The sequence below is a fragment of the Pseudarthrobacter sp. W1I19 genome, from assembly GCF_030817835.1.
Lineage (GTDB): Bacteria > Actinomycetota > Actinomycetes > Actinomycetales > Micrococcaceae > Arthrobacter.
Genome location: NZ_JAUSZR010000001.1, coordinates 4,009,055 through 4,026,410, shown reverse-complemented (window position 1 = coordinate 4,026,410; position 17,356 = coordinate 4,009,055). Strand labels below are relative to the sequence as shown.

The 17,356-nt window shown below is 65.3% G+C and carries 17 protein-coding genes; 11 read left to right on the top strand and 6 right to left on the bottom strand.

Annotated features, from left to right (window positions below; translation table 11 throughout):
• Positions 1–83 precede the first annotated feature (83 nt).
• The 3 genes from QF038_RS18600 to QF038_RS18590 all read right to left on the bottom strand — a co-directional run bounded on the left by QF038_RS18600 (position 84) and on the right by QF038_RS18590 (position 3,320).
• Entirely contained in the window at positions 84–980 is an 897-nt protein-coding gene (locus tag QF038_RS18600) for a carbohydrate ABC transporter permease (RefSeq protein WP_050056629.1), read from the bottom strand.
• A gap of 9 nt (positions 981–989) precedes the next feature.
• Positions 990–1,940 (bottom strand): carbohydrate ABC transporter permease, encoded by a 951-nt coding sequence (locus QF038_RS18595; RefSeq protein WP_307612098.1) that lies wholly within the window; start codon positions 1,938–1,940, stop codon positions 990–992.
• A gap of 75 nt (positions 1,941–2,015) precedes the next feature.
• Entirely contained in the window at positions 2,016–3,320 is a 1,305-nt protein-coding gene (locus QF038_RS18590) for an ABC transporter substrate-binding protein (protein WP_307612095.1), read from the bottom strand.
• A gap of 263 nt (positions 3,321–3,583) precedes the next feature.
• Between QF038_RS18590 and QF038_RS18585 the strand changes: the two genes are divergently transcribed.
• Genes QF038_RS18585 through QF038_RS18575 form a run of 3 tightly spaced genes read left to right on the top strand, consistent with a single transcriptional unit; the run spans position 3,584 to position 7,121 of the window.
• Positions 3,584–4,519, top strand: coding sequence for a DUF6807 family protein (locus QF038_RS18585; protein ID WP_307612093.1), 936 nt, complete (start codon positions 3,584–3,586; stop codon positions 4,517–4,519).
• Positions 4,516–6,093 carry a glycoside hydrolase 43 family protein gene (locus QF038_RS18580; protein WP_307612090.1) on the top strand — a complete coding sequence of 526 codons (1,578 nt, stop codon included), beginning with the start codon at positions 4,516–4,518 and terminating at the stop codon, positions 6,091–6,093. The genes QF038_RS18585 and QF038_RS18580 overlap by 4 nt, the downstream gene beginning before the upstream one ends.
• Before the next feature lie 11 nt (positions 6,094–6,104).
• Positions 6,105–7,121, top strand: coding sequence for a LacI family DNA-binding transcriptional regulator (locus QF038_RS18575; protein WP_307612088.1), 1,017 nt, complete (start codon positions 6,105–6,107; stop codon positions 7,119–7,121).
• Positions 7,122–7,135: 14 nt separating this feature from the next.
• Here the strand turns inward: QF038_RS18575 and QF038_RS18570 are convergent, their stop codons facing one another.
• A complete protein-coding gene (locus QF038_RS18570) occupies positions 7,136–7,840 on the bottom strand; it encodes a FadR/GntR family transcriptional regulator (protein ID WP_307612086.1) in 705 nt (234 codons plus the stop codon).
• Between the two features lie 151 nt (positions 7,841–7,991).
• Here QF038_RS18570 and QF038_RS18565 point away from each other — a divergent pair, with 151 nt between their 5' ends.
• From QF038_RS18565 to QF038_RS18530, 8 genes are all read left to right on the top strand, one after another.
• Positions 7,992–9,494, top strand: a complete 1,503-nt coding sequence (locus QF038_RS18565; protein ID WP_307612084.1) for a four-carbon acid sugar kinase family protein — start codon at positions 7,992–7,994, stop codon at positions 9,492–9,494.
• A 112-nt stretch (positions 9,495–9,606) separates the two neighbouring features.
• Complete coding sequence (locus QF038_RS18560; RefSeq protein ID WP_307612082.1) at positions 9,607–10,509, top strand: NAD(P)-dependent oxidoreductase; 903 nt, start codon at positions 9,607–9,609, stop codon at positions 10,507–10,509.
• 137 nt (positions 10,510–10,646) lie between these two features.
• Positions 10,647–12,113 (top strand): GntP family transporter, encoded by a 1,467-nt coding sequence (locus tag QF038_RS18555; protein ID WP_307612080.1) that lies wholly within the window; start codon positions 10,647–10,649, stop codon positions 12,111–12,113.
• Positions 12,113–12,964 (top strand): class II fructose-bisphosphate aldolase, encoded by an 852-nt coding sequence (locus QF038_RS18550; RefSeq protein ID WP_307612077.1) that lies wholly within the window; start codon positions 12,113–12,115, stop codon positions 12,962–12,964. The genes QF038_RS18555 and QF038_RS18550 overlap by 1 nt, the downstream gene beginning before the upstream one ends.
• Positions 12,965–13,064: 100 nt before the next feature.
• Positions 13,065–13,472, top strand: a complete 408-nt coding sequence (locus tag QF038_RS18545; protein WP_307612076.1) for a DUF1304 domain-containing protein — start codon at positions 13,065–13,067, stop codon at positions 13,470–13,472.
• 106 nt (positions 13,473–13,578) lie between these two features.
• Positions 13,579–14,898 carry an acyltransferase gene (locus tag QF038_RS18540; protein ID WP_307612075.1) on the top strand — a complete coding sequence of 440 codons (1,320 nt, stop codon included), beginning with the start codon at positions 13,579–13,581 and terminating at the stop codon, positions 14,896–14,898.
• 15 nt (positions 14,899–14,913) lie between these two features.
• Complete coding sequence (locus tag QF038_RS18535; protein ID WP_307612073.1) at positions 14,914–15,267, top strand: GNAT family N-acetyltransferase; 354 nt, start codon at positions 14,914–14,916, stop codon at positions 15,265–15,267.
• 169 nt (positions 15,268–15,436) lie between these two features.
• Positions 15,437–16,396 carry an NAD(P)/FAD-dependent oxidoreductase gene (locus QF038_RS18530; RefSeq protein ID WP_307612071.1) on the top strand — a complete coding sequence of 320 codons (960 nt, stop codon included), beginning with the start codon at positions 15,437–15,439 and terminating at the stop codon, positions 16,394–16,396.
• 102 nt (positions 16,397–16,498) lie between these two features.
• On the opposite strand, the gene QF038_RS18525 is transcribed toward QF038_RS18530, so the two are convergent.
• Complete coding sequence (locus QF038_RS18525) at positions 16,499–16,822, bottom strand: hypothetical protein (protein ID WP_307612069.1); 324 nt, start codon at positions 16,820–16,822, stop codon at positions 16,499–16,501.
• 158 nt (positions 16,823–16,980) lie between these two features.
• Entirely contained in the window at positions 16,981–17,331 is a 351-nt protein-coding gene (locus tag QF038_RS18520) for a hypothetical protein (protein ID WP_307612068.1), read from the bottom strand.
• Positions 17,332–17,356 lie beyond the last annotated feature (25 nt).

Genomic DNA, 17,356 nt, shown 5'->3' with positions numbered 1-17,356 from the left:
CGTTCCCGGTTCGGACGGCGCCGCTGCAGGCCTGCAGTACTTCAGGCTGCGCTGCTTGAGGCCTGCATTACTTCAGACCTGTGCTACTTCAGGCCGGTGGTGGCGATGCCGTTAATGAGGTACTTCTGCCCGGCGATGAAGAAGCCGATGATCGGGGCGATGGACACCACTGACATGGCGAACATGGGTCCCCACATGCTCTGGCCTTCGGAGTCCATAAAGGCCCGCAGCGCCAGGGGAACTGTATAAAGGTCTTGGTTCTGGATGTACAGCAGGGGACCAAAGAACTCGTTCCAGGTGGAGATGAACGTGAAGATGGCGGTGGTGGCCATCGCCGGTACGCAGAGCGGCAGGATGACTCGCAGGAAGGTCCGGAATGGGCCGCAGCCATCGATTTGCGCTGCGTCGTCGAGTTCCTTGGGCAGCGCCTTCATGAACTGGACCATCAGGAAGATAAAGAAGGCGTTGGTGGCCATGAAGTTGGGAACGATCAGCGGCAGGTAGGTGTCCAGCCAGCCGAGCTGCGAAAAGATGATGTACTGCGGCACCAGGAGCACGTGGCCGGGGAGCATGAGGGTTCCCAGCATCAGCGCGAAGAACAGCTTCCGGCCGGTGAACTCCATCCGGGCGAAGGCGTAGGCAGCCAGGGCACAGGAGAAGATGTTGCCCACGATCGAGAACACCACCACGATCAGTGAGTTGATCAGGTAGACATGGAAGGGCTGGTCCAGGGCGGTCCAGCCCTGGGCGTAGTTGCTGAAGTCCCAGTTTTCAGGCCACAGCCCAAGCTGCCGGAAGATGTCATTGCTGGGCTTGAACGAGCTCGAGATCAGCCACAGCAGAGGGTAGAGCATCACCAGGCCAACCAGGCACAGGATGAGGTGCCGGGAGAAGCGGGTGCCTGTGGTGCCCGTCAAAGCATCCTCTGCAGGTGCTTCCTTCTTCTGCTTGTTTTTGAGAGGTAGTTCGAGGAGAGCCATAGCGGTGCCTTAATTGTCGTAGAAGACCCAGAACTTGGATGCGATGAAGTTGATGGCAGTAAAAACCGCGATGATCATCAGGAGCAGCCACGCCATGGCGGAGGCATAGCCCATCTCGAACTCCGTAAAGCCCTTTTGGTACAGGTACAGGTTGTAGAACAGGGTGGAATCCGCCGGCCCGCCGGTGCCGCCGCTCATCACATAGCCCTGGGTGAAGGTCTGGAAAGACCCGATCAGCTGCATGATGAGGTTGAAGAAGATGATGGGGCTGATCAGCGGCAGGGTGATGCTGCGGAACTGGCGCCACCGCGATGCGCCGTCAATGGCAGCGGCCTCGTAGTACATGGTGGGGACCTGCCGGAGCCCGGCCAGGAAAATCACCATCGGCGAGCCGAAGGTCCACACGTTCAGGACGATCAGGGTCCCCAGGGCGAATTCCGGGTCGGTGACCCAGGCCGGGCCCTGGATTCCCAGGAGGCGCAGGAAACCGTTGACGATGCCTTCGTTGCCGAAGATGTAGCGCCACAGCATCACAATCGCCACACTCCCGCCCAGCAGGGACGGCAGGTAGTACACGGAGCGGTAGATCGCCAGGCCCTGGAGGCCACGGTTCAGCACCAGGGCTATCAGCAGGGCAACGGCCAGCGAGATGGGAACTGACACGAAGGTGTAGATGAAAGTGACCTTCAGGGACTGCAGGAGGCGCGGATCCTCGAACATGGCCTGGAAGTTGGCCAGGCCCACAAAGTTCGGCTCCGTGAAGAGGTTGTAGTCGGTAAACGCCAGGTAGAGCGAAGCGAAGAACGGGATGATGGTGAACAGCATGCCGATGAACCATGGCAGCAGGAAGAGGTAGCCCGAACGCTGGTTCTTGCGCTTGAGGCGTGCCCGGCCGGGTTTCCCGCCCCGCGCGGCCAAGGTGGGGGCCGCGCCGGGGGCTTGTTTGGTCAGCACTGACATGGCGCCAGGCTCCTATCGTCGGAGGTGCCGGTGGTGGATGTGGCGGCTTCGGACTGTGAAAAGAGGCCAGTGCGCCTACTTATTGATGGCTGCATTGCTCTTCTCAAGGAAGGTCTTCGCTGCATCAGCAGGGGTTACACGGCCGAATTCCACCTCGGTGGCAAGCTGCTTGAGGGTGTCCGCCACAACGCTGGCACCCTTGGGGTACACGTAGGCGGGGGCGAGATCGTCCTTCTGGATGTCGGCCATCAGGTCAACAAACTTCTTGTCGTCCTCGCTGAGTTTGGAGGTGATGGATTCAGCAACCTCGGGATTCACCGGAACACCGCGCTGCGTCAATGTGTGGGCGGCGCCGTCGGCGTCGTTCGTCAGGAAGTCCAGGAGCTTGGCAGCCTCCTTGGGATGCTTGGATTTGGCGGCAATGGACCACAGCATGGTGGGGTCGGCGGAGTAGCCGCGGCGCTCGCCGGAGGTCTCACCGGGGATACGCAGCAGCACCACGTCTCCATCAACAGCGTCGTTGTAGCCCTTGTAGTTGTTGATGGGGATGATCTGTGAGGCCACCGTGCCCTTGGCCAGGTAGGACTGCGCGGGGGAGCCGCCAATCTGTTCGAAGAAGCCGGCCGGCGGGTAGCCCCCAGCCTTGCGCAGGTCAACGCTGTACTGGAACCAGTCGCGGATGGTCTCCTCGCTGACGCCCAGCTTGTTGTCCTTGGTGTAGAAATCCTCGCCGCGCTGCCTGGCAAGCATGATGGGCCCGGTCTCGGTGGACACGTCGTAACCGGCACCATAGACCTTTCCGCCGGTCTTTTGCGTCACCTCGGTGGCGAACTTCGCGTAGTCTTCCCAGCTCCACGTCTTGTCGTCGGGGATGGTGACGCCGGCCTGGTCGGTGATGGTCTTGTTGACCACCATGCCAATGGTGGTGACGCCGGTGGCGAGGCCGTAGAGCTTGCCGTCCACTTCGCCACGGCTCAGCACCGTGTCCGGCACTTTACCGAGATTGAGTTCCTTAAGGTTCTTCAAGTCCGCCAGGGTGCCGCGCTGGGCGTACTCCAGGAGGCTGCGGTTTGCCATGGCCAGCACGTCCGGCGGGTTTCCGCCGGCGAAGCGGGTAGCCAGCTTGTCCGCATAGGGACCGCTGTCCTGGTACTCGGTTTTCACTTTGATTCCGGGGTTCTTCTCCTCGAAGATCCGCAGCGCCTCCTCCGTCACCTTGGCCCGGTTGGCATCACCCCAGAACACGAAGTTGAGCTCCACATCTCCGCCGGCCGCGGGGGCCGCACCTCCTCCGCAACCGCTCAAGGCCAGTCCGGCAGCAGTGATGGCTGCGCCCAAAACCAGCCTGCGGGAGATCGGTGTGCCAACTGTCTTCATCATTGAATGACGCCTCTCTAAAGGGTTTTCCACCACCGCCAGGTAGTGGTTTCTGTGCTGGATGTCCGGAAAGTTTCTGGAAGAAAGTCGCTCCCTGTGACTGCGGGAACGGCTACACGTCCAAGCGATGCTGCCCACAAAGCAAAACTCAGTAAACGATTTCTAGCAAGAGAATAGTGTGACTGTCAACACGTTTTTGGAAACTGGGGCGACATCGCGGGACAGAAACTTTCTCTCGTGCTTGCCGATTTATTTCTGATCTGCGTATGCTGATGCCCACATCCTGGAACTGCCCCTCACTGGAGGTCCGCTTGGCCATTCCCATCGATACCCCTGCAGCGGCACGTGGCGTTGCGCCCCAAAAGCATCCTCTTGCCACGCACAACACTGCCCTGCGGCCTTATCTTCATCCGCTGCGCTCACGGGCGGGTGTGGTTGTCACCGACGCCGAACCCTCAGACCACCCGCATCACCTGGGGCTCTCCGTTGCCTTTTCCGATGTGAACGGCACCAACTTTTGGGGCGGTTCCACCTACACCGCCGCCGGCGGCCCGATGCTTTTGCCTAACCACGGAACACAAATGCCGAAGGGCTGGCAGTGCACACAGCCTGCGGAAGGCGTGGAGGAATCAGGCCGGGTCTCGTGGCTCGCCGAGGACGGCCGGGAACTAGCCGTTGAACAACGCCGCATCCGGTATTTCCGCAACACCGGAGCCGCAACTTGGGCCCTTTCGTTGTCCTCGGTGATTGTCCCGGCGGTGGACGTACAGCGGCTGGAAGTGTCGTCGTCGGCCGTCAAAGGCAGGAAAGGTGCCGGCTACGGCGGCATCTTCTGGCGCTTTCCGGAGAGTGCGGGCGAGGCGCTGGTCCTGTCCGAGGCAGGGAGCGGCGGAGGCGCCGCCCACGGTTCCGGATCGCGCTGGTTGTCCATCAGCCTGGTCATCGACGGCGCACCCGTGACGGTGCTCCTGGCTCAGGAGGCAGGCCAGATCCTGCCGTGGTTCGTTCGGGCGGAGGGCTACCTTGGCGCCGGACCGGCGGTGGCGTGGGCCAAACCCGCCGTTGTGGACCACCGCAACCCGCTGAAACTGGCGCTGCACGCCGTCATCCATGACGGGCCCGTGTCCACGGCCGCGCGTGCCCTGGAACTCCTGGACCAGCACCCCCTCATCAACCCCGGCTCTCCCGACAGGACACCATGACCACCCGGATCCCCACCCCCGTCTACCGCAATCCCATCCTCAACGCCGACTGGCCGGACCCCGACGCCGTGCAGGTCAACGGTGTCTACTACCTCATTGCCTCCAGCTTTAACCGCGTGCCCGGGCTGCCGGTCCTGCGCTCCCGGAACCTGGTGGACTGGGAGCACATCGGCCATGCGCTGACCCAATTGCCGCAGGCCAGCCACTATTCACTCGTCCGGCACGGCAGCGGCGTGTGGGCCCCGGCGCTGCGCCACCACAACGGGCGCTTCTGGATCTTCTATCCTGATCCGGACCACGGCATCTTCGTCCTGAGCGCGGAAAAGGCGGAGGGCCCGTGGACCGAGCCGCACCTGCTCTACCCCGGCCGCGGGCTCATCGATCCCTGCCCGCTCTGGGACGATGACGGCCAGGCTTACCTGGTGCATGGCTGGGCGCAGAGCCGGATCGGAGTCAAGAACCGGCTCACGGTCCACCGCATGAGCCCGGAAGCCGGCAGGCTCCTGGACAACGGAACCCACGTGATCAACGGGGCGGACCTGCCGGGTTACACCACACTGGAGGGGCCGAAGTTCTACAAGCGCGGCAGCTGGTACTGGATCTTTGCGCCGGCCGGCGGCGTGGCGACCGGCTGGCAGTCAGTGTTCCGCTCCCGGTCCCCGTTCGGGCCTTATGAGGAGCGGCGTGTCCTGGAGCAGGGGAGCAGCGAGGTGAACGGCCCGCACCAGGGCGCGTGGGTCACCAGTCCCCGCGGCGAGGACTGGTTCCTGCATTTCCAGGACCGCGGGCCATACGGCCGCGTAGTGCACCTGCAGCCCATGGGGTGGACCGAGGACGGCTGGCCCTGGATGGGGGAGCGGAATCCCGACGGCGGACCCGGCACCCCGGTGCCCGCCCACACCTACCCCTTGGGTACTTTTGCCCAGGATGTGTCGCCTCCCGCCAGTGACGACTTCTCCTCGCCACGGCTGGGGCCGCAATGGCACTGGCAGGCGAATCCGCAGGAGGACTGGGCGCACCAGTGCGGGGGAGGGCACCTTGTCCTGAAGCCGAAGGCCAATGATCCGGTGAACCTGCAGGAGTTGCCCAACGTGCTGGGACAGATCCTGCCGGGCACACCGTCCACCTTCACTACCTCCCTGGAGTTGCAGGATGTGCCGGTGGGGACCCGGGCAGGAGTGGTGGTGCTCGGCCTGAAGTACGCCTGGCTCGGCATCATCAGGACAGATGAAGGCTATGTCCTCGGCGATGGCACCGGAGGTGAGGGTCCGCACGAGCAGCGGCTGGGCCGAAGGATTGCGTTGCCGGGCCCCCGGATAGAGCTGCAGATCCGCACCGACGGAGCCCCCCGCGCCACTTTCGCCTGGCGTTCCGGACCCGGGAAGCCGTGGGAGGTCCAGGGCTGGGACTTCGATGTGGTCAAGGGCCAGTGGATAGGCGCCGAACTGGGCCTTTTCGCCACGTCTCCACTGGGTTCGGAGGAAAGCGGAAATGTTATCGTGGGACCCGTGCGCGTGGATGTCTCGCCCGCCCGCCGCACCACTGCTCCGCAACTTGCCGCCGCAACCACATGAGGACTGCCCCCGTGACCGCCACTCCGCGTCCCAAGATCGCTGACGTCGCGGCCGCGGCAGGTGTATCGGTGCCCACCGTTTCCAAGGTGCTCAACGGCCGGACCCACGTTTCCGAAGCTACCCGTGCCAGGGTGCAGCAGGCCCTGGAGGAGCTGGACTACTCCAAGCGCGCGGCGGCGCCCGCCCAGCCGGGCTTCCTGCAGCTGGTGGTCAACAACTTCGATTCACCCTGGGTGCTGGAACTGATGGAAGGCGTGGAAGCGGCAGCCGATCGGCTGGGATATGCGGTGGCCTATGCCCGTGCCGGGCACGTAACGCCGGAGCGGTGGCGCAAGCTGCGGGAGCCGTCCGTGAACCGGCTCGACGGCGTGCTCCTGCTGGCTCCGCGGAAGGGCTCCCGCCTGGTTAGTGTGGTGCGGACCCTGAAGATTCCCGCCGTCGCCATCGACCCCGAGGGTGCGGAAGGACTCGCCATCCCCAGCGTCAGCCCGGCGTCGTTCTCGGGCGCCCTGGCGGCAGTTGGCCACCTGCTGGGGCAGGGCCACCGGCGGATCGGCATCATTACCGGCCGCAAGCACAGTCCCGGACATGGCCGCGCACGTTATGCCGCCTATGCTGCTGCGCTGCACGAGGCCGGGCTGCCAGTACTGCCTGAGCTGGTACAGGACGGCGATTTCAGCACCGAATCGGGGATGCGGCTCGGTGGGGAATTGCTGGACCTGGCCCAACCGCCCACCGCGATCTTCACCGGAAGTGACCTTCAGGCCCTTGGTGTGATGAACGCTGCGGCGCAGCGCTCGCTGCGTGTCCCGCAGGACCTCAGCATTGTGGGTTTTGACGATATTTCCCAGGCCGCCCTGACGTCGCCACCCCTCACTACGGTACGGCAGCCCTTGGCGCAGTTGGCCTCGATGGCGGTGGGGATGCTGACAGAACAGCAGGACCAGTCTGCCTCCGGAACGCCGACGGCCCTGGAAGTGGCAACTGAACTGGTGGTCCGCGGAACCACGGCCCCACCGGCGGACTGACCCTGGCGCCGGGGCTACTTGGCCTCGAACACCAGGTTCTTGAGGTCGTTCAGGGTCTGCTGCATGTGCGCGTCCATCGCTTCGCGGGAGCGTGCGGGGTCCCGGGATTCGAGGGCTTCAGCGATGTTCTGGTGATGCCCGATGGCGTGCTCCTGGATCTGGGGCACGGCCGAAGTTTCCGTGCGCCGCTTCTCCAGCACGCGATGAAGCGGCTCGAACAAAACGGCCACAAAAACATTCTCTGAGGCATGCAGGATCAGGTCGTGAAAAGCCAGGTCAGCTTCCACGAAGGCGGCAACATCGTTCACCTCGTGGGCGGCGCGCATGGCGGCCACATGGCCGAAGAGCGTCTGGATGTCGCTGTCGCTGATCCGTCCCGCCGCCAGTTCGCAGGCGCCCGTCTCCAGCATCCGCCGGAGTTCGATGAGCTGGACGGAGGCTTCGGCTTCGTTTTTGCCCTCTGACGCTGCGCGCAGCACCGCTTCCAGGGAGGCCCACCGGTTGAGCGGGTTGACGAACGTGCCGCGGCCGCGCTCCACGCTGAGGATGTGCTGCGCCTCGAGGGTTTTCATGGCTTCGCGGACGGTCATGCGGCTGACTTCGTGCCGGGCGCTGAGTTCATGCTCTCCGGGGGCGAGTGATCCCGGCGGAAATTCGCCTGCAATGATGCGGTCCAGGAGCTCATCTGCCACCTGGCCTACCAGCGACTTCCTTGCCATGCTGCTGCCCCCATTACTGCCATTGCGGATATGTCAGACAAGTCTACTTGCGCGTCTTTATGTCCTGTGCCACACTAGCATTCAAATGCAAGATGTCAGACATCTTACAGTTCCACCAGGTTCCGAGGACCCATACACAAGGGAGTGCACCGTGAAGCTTGAAGCAGACGTTCTGGCCGCCTATCCGGCCGAGGTCCGGATTCCCGCCGCGACCGTGGCTGACGCCGTGGCCGCCTCCAACGCAGAGACACCGCGGGTCCTGGTAGTGCTCGACGACGACCCCACCGGAACCCAGTCCGTGGCAGACCTGCCCGTGCTCACCCGCTGGGACGTCGATGACTTCATCTGGGCCTTCGGCCAGTCCAAACCCGCCGTCTACGTCCTGACCAACACCCGCAGCCTGGACCCCGCAGAAGCAGCGGCCCGCAACGAGGAAGTGGTCCGAAACGCCCTCGCCGCCGCTGGGTCACCCGCCCAGCTCCGCCTCGGCTTCGTCAGCCGCAGCGATTCCACCCTGCGCGGCCACTACCCCCTGGAGCCGGACGTCATCGCCGCCACCGTGGCCCAGGCCAGCGGGGAAAAGACCGACGGCGTGGTCCTGGTTCCAGCCTTCCCCGACGCCGGACGGGTCACCATCGGCGGCGTCCACTACATGCGCGGCACCGGCGAGGCAGCAGGCACCCTCACCCCGGTGTCCGAGACCGAATTCGCGAAGGACGCCACCTTCGGCTTCACCACCTCCGTGATGGCCGACTACGTCCAGGAGAAGTCCCAGGGACGCTTCGCCGCCGGATCCGTGATCGTCCTGGACCTCAACACCATCCGCGCCGGAGCAGCCGCCCAGGATCCTGCCGACGGTGCACAGACCAGCGCCAACGCCATCGCCGACGCCATCGAAGCCGCCACGGATTCAACCCCCATCGTGGCCGATATCGTCACCGAAAACGACCTCCGTGCCTTGTCTCTCGGCCTGGAAGAAGCTGAGCGCCGGGGAAAGAAGCTGCTCTACCGTGTTGGCCCGCCGTTCGGCCGCGCGCGCATCGGCCAGGAGATCCGGACCGAACTCAGCGGCGCTGAAGCCTACGCCGGGAACACCCCATCCGAAGCCGGCGGCTTGATCGTCGTCGGGTCCCATGTGGGGGTCACCACCCGCCAGCTCAAAGCCCTCACCGAACAGCACAGCGCCGCCCGCATCGTGGAGATCGACGTCGAGAAACTCCTCTCCGCCGAAACCGAATCCGCTGCCGACGCCTACCTGGACCAGACCGTGGACACCGTCGTCGACGCCCTCCGCGCCGGAGACGTCATCGTCCACACCAGCCGCCTGCTGATCAAGACCGACGACCCCGCCGAAAGCCTGCGGATGGCACGCACGGTGTCTGCCGCCGTCGTCGCCGTGGTGAACCGGACGTTGAAGACCTTCCCGCCGCGGTTCGTCATCGCCAAGGGCGGCATCACGTCCTCGGATGTGGCTGCCCACGGCCTGGAAATCCGCCACGCGATCGTCCGCGGCCCCATGCTGCCGGGCATCGTTTCGCTCTGGGAGCCGGTGGACGGCCCCGCCAGGGGCATCCCGTACATCGTTTTCGCCGGCAACGTGGGCGACGACCAGTCCCTCGCCGACGTCACCCGCAAACTCAGCAACACCTTCTAACCGGTGGTTGAGCTTGTCGAAACCCCCGGTGGTTGAGCTTGTCGAAACCTGGATTTCGACGCAGCTCAGTCACCGCCAACACCAGTCCCGCAAAAATTCAATGGAGAACACCATGACCAGCAACTACACCGTCACCGTCCTGGGCCTCGGCGCCATGGGCCTGCCCATGGCCACCCGCCTCGCGTCCCAGCTGACCGTCCACGGCTTCGACATCGCCGAGCCCCGCCTCAAGCTCGCTGAAGAAGCCGGCATCGCCACGTTCAGCACCGCCCGCGAAGCCGCCAAGGGTGCCGACGCCGTGCTCCTGGCCGTCCGCAACGGCGAGCAGCTCAACGACGTCCTCTTCGGCGAGAACGGCGTAGCCTCCGTGCTGGAGCCGGGCGCCGTCGTGATCCTGGGCAGCACCGTAGGCACCGAAGCCATCCCCGCCACCGTCGCCAAGCTGGCCGAATACGGCGTCGAGCTCGTGGACGCCCCGCTGTCCGGCGGCCCCAAGCGCGCCGGTGAAGGCGACCTGCTCATCGTCGTCGGCGCTTCCCCCGAAGCCTGCGAAAAGGCAGCCCCCGCGCTGGAACTCCTGGCTTCCACCCTGACCGTGGTGGGCGACAAGCCCGGCGACGGCCAGGCCCTGAAGACCGTCAACCAGCTGCTCTGCGGCGTGCACATCGCCGCCGCCGCCGAGGCCATGGCCCTCGCCGACGCGCTGGGGCTGGACCAGGCCAAGACGCTCGCCGCCCTTGAAGCCGGTGCCGCCGGTTCGTTTATGCTCTCCAACCGCGGTCCCCGCATCCTCGAGGCCTACAACGAGGAAGGCGCCGAGGTCCTGTCCCGCCTGGACATCTTCGTCAAGGACATGGGCATCGTGGGCAAGGCCACCCGCGCCGCAGGCCTGGCCGCCCCGGTTGCCGCAGCCGCGGAGCAGCTCTACCTCCTGGGCCAGGCCCAGGGCCTCGCCGCCGCCGACGACTCCGCAGTCATCAAGGTGGTCGCCCCCACCAAGCGCACCAAGCAGTAAGCAACCTCCCCCGAAACGTACGACGACGGCGGTCCCCCTTCCGCCGTCGCCGTACCTCCCAGCGTTCCCCCTAAGAAAAAACCAGCGCCTGATCGCCCGTCTTCTGGAAGACTGGCTCGTCAAAGGAGACACCTGTCATGAACCACCTCATGAGCCCGCTCATAGCGCGGGTGGCTGATGCCCCGTCCATCAAACCCGCCGTGGAACTCGGAACCCCGCTGCTGCTGACCATCGCAGCCCTCGGCATCGCCGTGCTGCTGGTGCTGATCATCCGCTTTAAGATCCAGGCTTTCGTTGCCCTGCTCACGGTCAGCATCATGGTTGCCGTCGCCGCGCAGATCCCGCTCAAGGACGTCTTCACCGTTGTGGCCAACGGCGTGGGCAGCACCATGGGCAAAGTGGCACTCCTGATTGCCCTCGGTGCCGTCCTGGGCCGGATGATCGAAGTGTCCGGCGGAGTCCAGTCGCTCGCAGCCCACTTCACCGAGAAGCTCGGCGCCAAGCGTGTGGCCGTGGCCCTCACCGCCGTCGGCTTCCTGGTAGCCATTCCGGTGTTCTTCGAAGTCGGAATCATCGTGCTGGTCCCCATCGTGTACGCCTTCGCCAAGATCGCCAACGTGCACCCCGTCAAGTTCGGCCTGCCCATGGCCGGCATTATGCTCTCCATCCACGTCGCCGTCCCGCCGCACCCCGGCATCGTGGCAGGCGCCGGCGTTTTCGGCGCCGACATCGGACTCATCACCCTCATCTCCCTGGCCATCTGCGTTCCGCTGGGCTTCCTGTCCTACTGGGTTGCCAGCATCATGAACCGCAAGGACTACGAGCTCCTCCCGTCCGTCAAGGCACAGGTTGAGGAATTCGGTTCCGACTCGCTGGTGAAGGTGGGCCACGACGGTCCCGGTGCCGCTGCCATCGCACCGCCGCGTCCGGGCCTGATTATCTTCCTTATTGCCGCTCCCATTGTGCAGATCCTTATCGGCACCCTGGGCACACTCACCATCCCCAAGGACAACTCCTGGTACGGCCTGGCGGCATTCGTTGGCAACCCGTTCTTTGCCCTCCTCGTCGCCGTCGCACTGTCCTTCTTCCTGCTGGCGGTCCGCCGCAACTGGTCGCTGAAGGAGACCGGTGAAATCTTCGAAGGCGCGCTGCCTCCCATCGCCTCCATCCTGATGGTGGTTGCCGCCGGCGGCGTATTCGGCGAAGTCCTGCGTACCTCCGGTATCGGCGCGGCCCTGTCCCAGACCCTGGACCACCTCGGCCTGCCCATCATCGCGCTGGGCTTCGTGATCTCCCTGGCACTTCGTGCAGCGCAGGGTTCGGCCACCGTCGCCATCGTCACCACCACTGGCCTGCTGACCTCCGCCGTGATGGAAGGCGGCTACAGCCCGGCCCAGATCGCGGTGATCGTCATCGCCATCGGCTTCGGATCACTGGGCCTGTCCCACGTGACCGACGCCGGGTTCTGGACCGTGGTGCGCTACTACGGCCTCACCGTTTCCGACGGCCTGAGGACCTGGACGGTCCTCACCACCATCCTGGGCCTGGCCGGCTTCGCGCTGACCTTCGTTGCCTGGATCCTGGTGGGAGGCCTGGGCGTCTGATGCGCACCCGACTCGACCACCTGGTCACTTCCGCCCTGCAGCACGGCTCGGCCGTCCCGGCCTTCACCTGCTACGACTTCACCACCGCGCTGGCAGTGGTGGCCGCTGCCGAGGAATCCGGCCGCGGCGTCATCCTGCTGGTCGCACCCAGAACAGCCGCCACACCCAACGGCCTGCGCCTAATGGGAGCCCTTCGCGGCCTCGCCGACGCCGCAGCCGTTCCGGTCGCGGTGCAGCTTGACCACGCCACCGACCTTTCAGTGATGGCCGACGCCGTCGCCGCCGGGGCGGATTCCGTCCTCGCCGACGGTTCGTCCCTCGCTTACGAGGACAATATTGCGCTGGTCCGCGCCGCCCGGGAGCTGCTGGGTCCGGACGTGGTGCTGGAAGCCGAGCTGGGCGGCCTGGCCGGAGACGAGGACCGCGCCTTCGGCGCAGACCAGTCCGGCGTTTCAGTGGCCGGGCTGACGGATTCGGGGCAGGTGGAGGACTTCGTGTCCCGGACCGGCGCGGAACTGCTGGCGGTCGCCGTCGGAAATGTCCACGGCAAGTACAAGGGCGAGCCGCAATTGCGTTGGGAGGTCCTGCAGGACATCGCCGTGCGGACCCATATCCCGCTGGTGCTCCATGGCGCCTCCGGCATTCCCGCTGAAGAGCTGGTGAAGGCGGCGTCCATGAACGTAGGCAAGGTCAACTTCAACACGGAGCTTCGCACCGGTGTGCTCTCCACATTGCAGGAGCAGTTGCCGGCCCACCGGTCTGACGGTGAAAACCTCCAAGGGCTCCTGGGCCACTGGAACCAGTCCGCGGCCAACTTCGCCAGCACCACACTGGCGACCCTCACCCGCTGACATTCCCTTCGAGTTTTTGTCCAGGGTATGCAGGGTTAAATCCTCGTAAGGCCTGCATATCTGGACAAAAACTCCGGGAGGGGGAGGCTAGGATCAAGCAATGATCCTGGCCTCCCTCCTTTTTGCCTTCCTGGCCGCCGCGCTGCACGTCTACATCTTCACCATGGAGTCGGTGACCTGGACCAGGCCGGCCACCTGGAAGCGTTTCGGTGTGGGTTCGCAGGCCGACGCTGAAGTCACCCGGCCGCTGGCCTACAACCAGGGCTTCTACAACCTGTTCCTGGCCATCGGAGCTTTCATCGGCGTTGGCCTGGCGGCGTTGGGCGAGGAGGGATCGGGCCGGTCCGTGGCGGGCTGGACCCTGGTCTTCAGCAGCTGCGGTTCCATGGTGCTGGCCGCCGCGGTACTGGCCGGAACCGGCAGGAAGTACCTCCGGCCCGCAGCCACCCAGGGCACCCTGCCGCTGCTCGCCGTCGTGCTGGGCACTCTGGCCCTCGTTATGACCTGACTTTCCCAGCCCCTTCTTTAGTCCGGAACCGCCGCAGGGGGACAATGGAGCTGTCAGCAGCGACGGCTTTTCGTTAGGCAGCTTGGTGGGCGGCGTCAGGGAACGTATGGCATCCCCGGGACCCGGCACGGCAACCGGCCGTGACCCCGTCATCGACCTTGTCCGGTTCTTTTGCCTCGCCCTGGTAGTGGTGGGCCATTGCATGATGGTCGGCCCGGTGCTGCAGGCGGACGGCACCGTGACCACAGAAAACACCCTTGCGGAGCAGGACTGGTTCGTGCCCGTCATCTGGATTTTTATGGTGATGCCGCTCTTCTTCGTCACCGGAGGCGCCACCGGTCTGCAGTCGTGGCGGCGGCTCAAGGCCTCCGGTGGCACGGCAGCCCAGTTCGTCCGGCTACGGCTGCTGCGCCTGGTGCGGCCGGCCATGGCACTGCTGGCCGTGATGTTCCTGGGCCTCGGGGCCGCCGGACGGCTGGGAGTCCACCCGCAGGTTGTGCAGCTGATGGCGGCGGGCGCGGCGATGCCGCTGTGGTTCCTGGCTGCCTACCTGGCGGCGCAGCTGAACATTCCGCTGCTGGCCGCCTGCCACACCCGGGCACCTTGGCTCACCATGGCCGCCCTCACGGCGCTGGTGGTGGCAGTGGACTGCCTGCGGGGCGCACTGCCCGCCCTGGCCTACGCCAACCTGGTGTTCCTCTGGTGCGCTGTGCAGCAGCTTGGCTTCCTGGCGGCCGACGGGCACTGGCCCAGGGTTTCACGGTCCGGCCTCGTGGGCGTTGCCTTGGCGGCGAACCTTGTTCTGGGAACCGTGACGGGCCTCGGGCTGTACCCGGGCAACATGCTGGTGAACCTCAATCCGCCCAACCTTTGCCTCTTCCTGCTGGGGATTTCGCAGGCCGCCATCCTGGAACTTTCCCGGCCGGCGCTGGCACCACTGTGCGCCGTGCGGTGGGTGCACGGCCTGTTGTACGTTGCCGGAACCCGCTCGTTGACCGTGTACCTCTGGCATCTTCCGCTGCTGGTGGGAATGTCCGGCCTGCTCCTCCTCACCCCCGTCCCCAAGCCCCCATCCGGCACGGCTCCATGGTGGTGGGCCAGGCCCATGGTGCTCCTGGCCCTGATCCTCCTGCTGCTCCCGGTGATGGCGGTCTTTGGCCGCCTGGAGGAACGTCCGACGGCGGTGAGCACCTCCCGCTGCCGCCCGCCTGACGTGGCGGCCGCCGTGGTGGTGGCCTTCCTTCCCGTCGCAGCGGCCGCGCTGGGCGGGTTGACGCTGGAACTGCTGGGAGCCGGCGCTGTGTGCTTTGCCATTGCCGTCCTGTTGCTGCGCGGAATGCCGGGCAGGGTGTCCGGTCCTGCGGGGTCCACATCCCGGGATCCCCGCAGGAGGGGGCACCGGGGCATTGCCAGCGGGGTGAAGTAGTGCCAGTGTCGAACCATGACCGAGAACATGATGTCCACCGAGGATAGGTTCACCCCCGACGTCACGCTGCGGCGCAATGACGCGCAGCACCGCTACGAGCTGCTGGTGGGCGGCAAACTTGCCGTCCAGTCTTTCTACCAAGACCTGCCCGGCCATATCGACTTCAGCCACACCGAAACCTCGCCGGACTTTGAAGGCCAGGGCCTGGGAAAGGTCCTCGCCCACTTTGCCCTGGATGACGTTGTGGCAGCAGGAAAGCGGATCATCCCGCATTGCCCGTTCATCGCCGCCTACCTGCGCAAGCATGAGGGCTATGAACAGTGCGTGGATTGGCCCGAGAGGGCGCCAAGGACCGGCTTGGGAGCATGAGCGGCGCCAGCAGCCGCCGCCTTCCCATATCTCTTTCCCTTGAAACCCGGGCCGAGCGTTATTTAGCTGCAGCGCCGGGTAATTCTTCCTGAGCGCGGTCTTGCAGAGGGCGCGCGCATCGTGAATGCGCACGCCTTACAGTGCTGCGCACACTGGGAAGGAACCGGGGATGAACCACCTCGAACAACTTTTCGATGTTGCCGTCATCGGCGGCGGGCCGGCCGGGCTGAGCGCCGGAGTTGCCCTGGCAAGGGCTTTGCGCTCAGTAGTGGTGATTGACGCCGGCGGTCAGCGAAACCTGCGGGCGGAGGGAGTACACGGCTTCCTGACGCGCGAAGGAATGAGCCCGCAGCAGTTCCTTGCTGCCGGACGCGCTGAACTGGAGGGCTACGGCGGGACGGCCGTGACCGGAATCGTCAAGTCCGCGGCGCATGAATGCGGGAACTTTGTGCTCGCACTGGACGACGGCTCCACCTGCACAGCCCGCCGGCTGCTGATCACATCGGGCAGTGAGGATGAGCTTCCGGACCTGCCAGGACTGCGCGAGCGCTGGGGCCGGGACGTTTTGTACTGTCCCTACTGCCATGGCTGGGAGATCCGGAACCAAAAGGTGGGGGTCCTGGCGGCCAGTTCCCATGCCGTGCTCCAGGCCCTGACCTTCCGGCAATGGAGCCACGACGTGACTCTTCTGCTCAACGGCGAAGTGACCCTCAGCCCCGGCGACAGGGAACAATTGGACGCCCGGTCCGTGAAGGTGGTCGAAGGCAGGGTGCGCGGACTGGTGGTGCAGGACGACAAGCTCAGTGCGGTCACGCTCGACGACGGCTCGGCGGTACCGCTGGAGGTGCTGGTGGTGAATCCGGCGATTGTCAGCAGGGCGAACATGCTCCAGGTCCTTGGGCTGGAACCGGACGACTTGGAGGAAGGGCCGGGAACCCGCCTTCACACCGACGACTCCGGGCTGACAACGTGCCCGGGAGTGTGGGCCGCAGGCAATGTGACCGATGTGTCTGCGCAGGTGATGACGGCCGCGGCCGCTGGACTGAAAGCTGCCGCCGCAATCAATGCCGACCTGGTGCTGGAGGATACCCTGCTGGCGGTGGAGGCTGCCGGGGCTCCGGCACATTAGCGGTGCGGGCAATCCTGTTTAAGTAGGTACGCGGCGGACTCGAGGCGGCCCGCCGCCGTGGGGCCGCCTTGGTCGTCCGGCGCCACAGTGGCGCCGGGTGCGTCAGCTGGCCAGGGCGTGTGCCGCGGCCGCGGGGACATCGATGGTGAAGCCGCAGGCGCAGCGGTAGGTTTCCACAGCGGCGGGTGGCTGGCCGGCGGGGGATGCGGCGCGGACGGGAATGACCCTGCCGCCATCAACGAGCACCGGCTGGAAGAGCCGCGTCTCGTCCGGATCCACGCGCTTCATGGGAGTTCGGCAGTGCATTTTTGAACTCAACGTCTCCAGCAAACCCATGTCTGCGGGACGAATGGAGCTTACGGGAGCTCCGGCTTCTGGTGCCGTTTCCACGGGGGCCGCGAGGTGGTCTTGGGTAGCGCTGGTCATGATGTTCGTCCTTGGGCTTCTTACGGTCCTGCCGGCGTTGGCAGCCCGCCGCGACTGCTTGCGGAGGTTCATTTACCCCATAAGCAAAGCATGCTTACTATTCTGGAGACAAATCCGGGTGTTCCACAGGTCACATATTCAGCTCCCGCAGACGAACTCTAGTGGGCCGGGGCGTGCCTTCGCTGCCACTGGTGTGCGTGCCAGAACAGCAGGCCCACGATGGCGATGATGCCGCTCAGTGCCGCGTGCGGGGCAAGGGTGAAAATCACAAAAGACAAGGGCACGGACCCACTTGAGGGCCCTATCGTGAAGTTGGCGTTGAGGAAAGCCCAAACTCCGCCGCCGAGCAGCGTGGCGGCAAGCATCCACAAGGCAACGATGAAGGGGTTCACGGCGGCAGGAAAGCGCCCGCCGGGCTGATCCTCCGCCTCCGCCGAGTGGTCTGCGGCTACGGGGTTCCCGTCCCGGTCCACTTCCCGGAAGCCCACCATGCCCGCTGACTGCTCCATGTTTCCCCCTGATGGATGTGCAGCC

What these genes read in the sequence shown, in the direction of transcription:
- QF038_RS18600 (WP_050056629.1), bottom strand. Translation starts at nt 980, where the DNA reads ATGGCTCTCCTCGAACTACCTCTCAAAAACAAGCAGAAGAAGGAAGCA.
- QF038_RS18595 (WP_307612098.1), bottom strand. Translation starts at nt 1,940, where the DNA reads ATGTCAGTGCTGACCAAACAAGCCCCCGGCGCGGCCCCCACCTTGGCC.
- QF038_RS18590 (WP_307612095.1), bottom strand. Translation starts at nt 3,320, where the DNA reads ATGATGAAGACAGTTGGCACACCGATCTCCCGCAGGCTGGTTTTGGGC.
- QF038_RS18585 (WP_307612093.1), top strand. Translation starts at nt 3,584, where the DNA reads ATGCTGATGCCCACATCCTGGAACTGCCCCTCACTGGAGGTCCGCTTG.
- QF038_RS18580 (WP_307612090.1), top strand. Translation starts at nt 4,516, where the DNA reads ATGACCACCCGGATCCCCACCCCCGTCTACCGCAATCCCATCCTCAAC.
- QF038_RS18570 (WP_307612086.1), bottom strand. Translation starts at nt 7,840, where the DNA reads ATGGCAAGGAAGTCGCTGGTAGGCCAGGTGGCAGATGAGCTCCTGGAC.
- QF038_RS18560 (WP_307612082.1), top strand. Translation starts at nt 9,607, where the DNA reads ATGACCAGCAACTACACCGTCACCGTCCTGGGCCTCGGCGCCATGGGC.
- QF038_RS18555 (WP_307612080.1), top strand. Translation starts at nt 10,647, where the DNA reads ATGAACCACCTCATGAGCCCGCTCATAGCGCGGGTGGCTGATGCCCCG.
- QF038_RS18550 (WP_307612077.1), top strand. Translation starts at nt 12,113, where the DNA reads ATGCGCACCCGACTCGACCACCTGGTCACTTCCGCCCTGCAGCACGGC.
- QF038_RS18545 (WP_307612076.1), top strand. Translation starts at nt 13,065, where the DNA reads ATGATCCTGGCCTCCCTCCTTTTTGCCTTCCTGGCCGCCGCGCTGCAC.
- QF038_RS18540 (WP_307612075.1), top strand. Translation starts at nt 13,579, where the DNA reads ATGGCATCCCCGGGACCCGGCACGGCAACCGGCCGTGACCCCGTCATC.
- QF038_RS18535 (WP_307612073.1), top strand. Translation starts at nt 14,914, where the DNA reads ATGACCGAGAACATGATGTCCACCGAGGATAGGTTCACCCCCGACGTC.
- QF038_RS18530 (WP_307612071.1), top strand. Translation starts at nt 15,437, where the DNA reads ATGAACCACCTCGAACAACTTTTCGATGTTGCCGTCATCGGCGGCGGG.
- QF038_RS18525 (WP_307612069.1), bottom strand. Translation starts at nt 16,822, where the DNA reads ATGACCAGCGCTACCCAAGACCACCTCGCGGCCCCCGTGGAAACGGCA.
- QF038_RS18520 (WP_307612068.1), bottom strand. Translation starts at nt 17,331, where the DNA reads ATGGAGCAGTCAGCGGGCATGGTGGGCTTCCGGGAAGTGGACCGGGAC.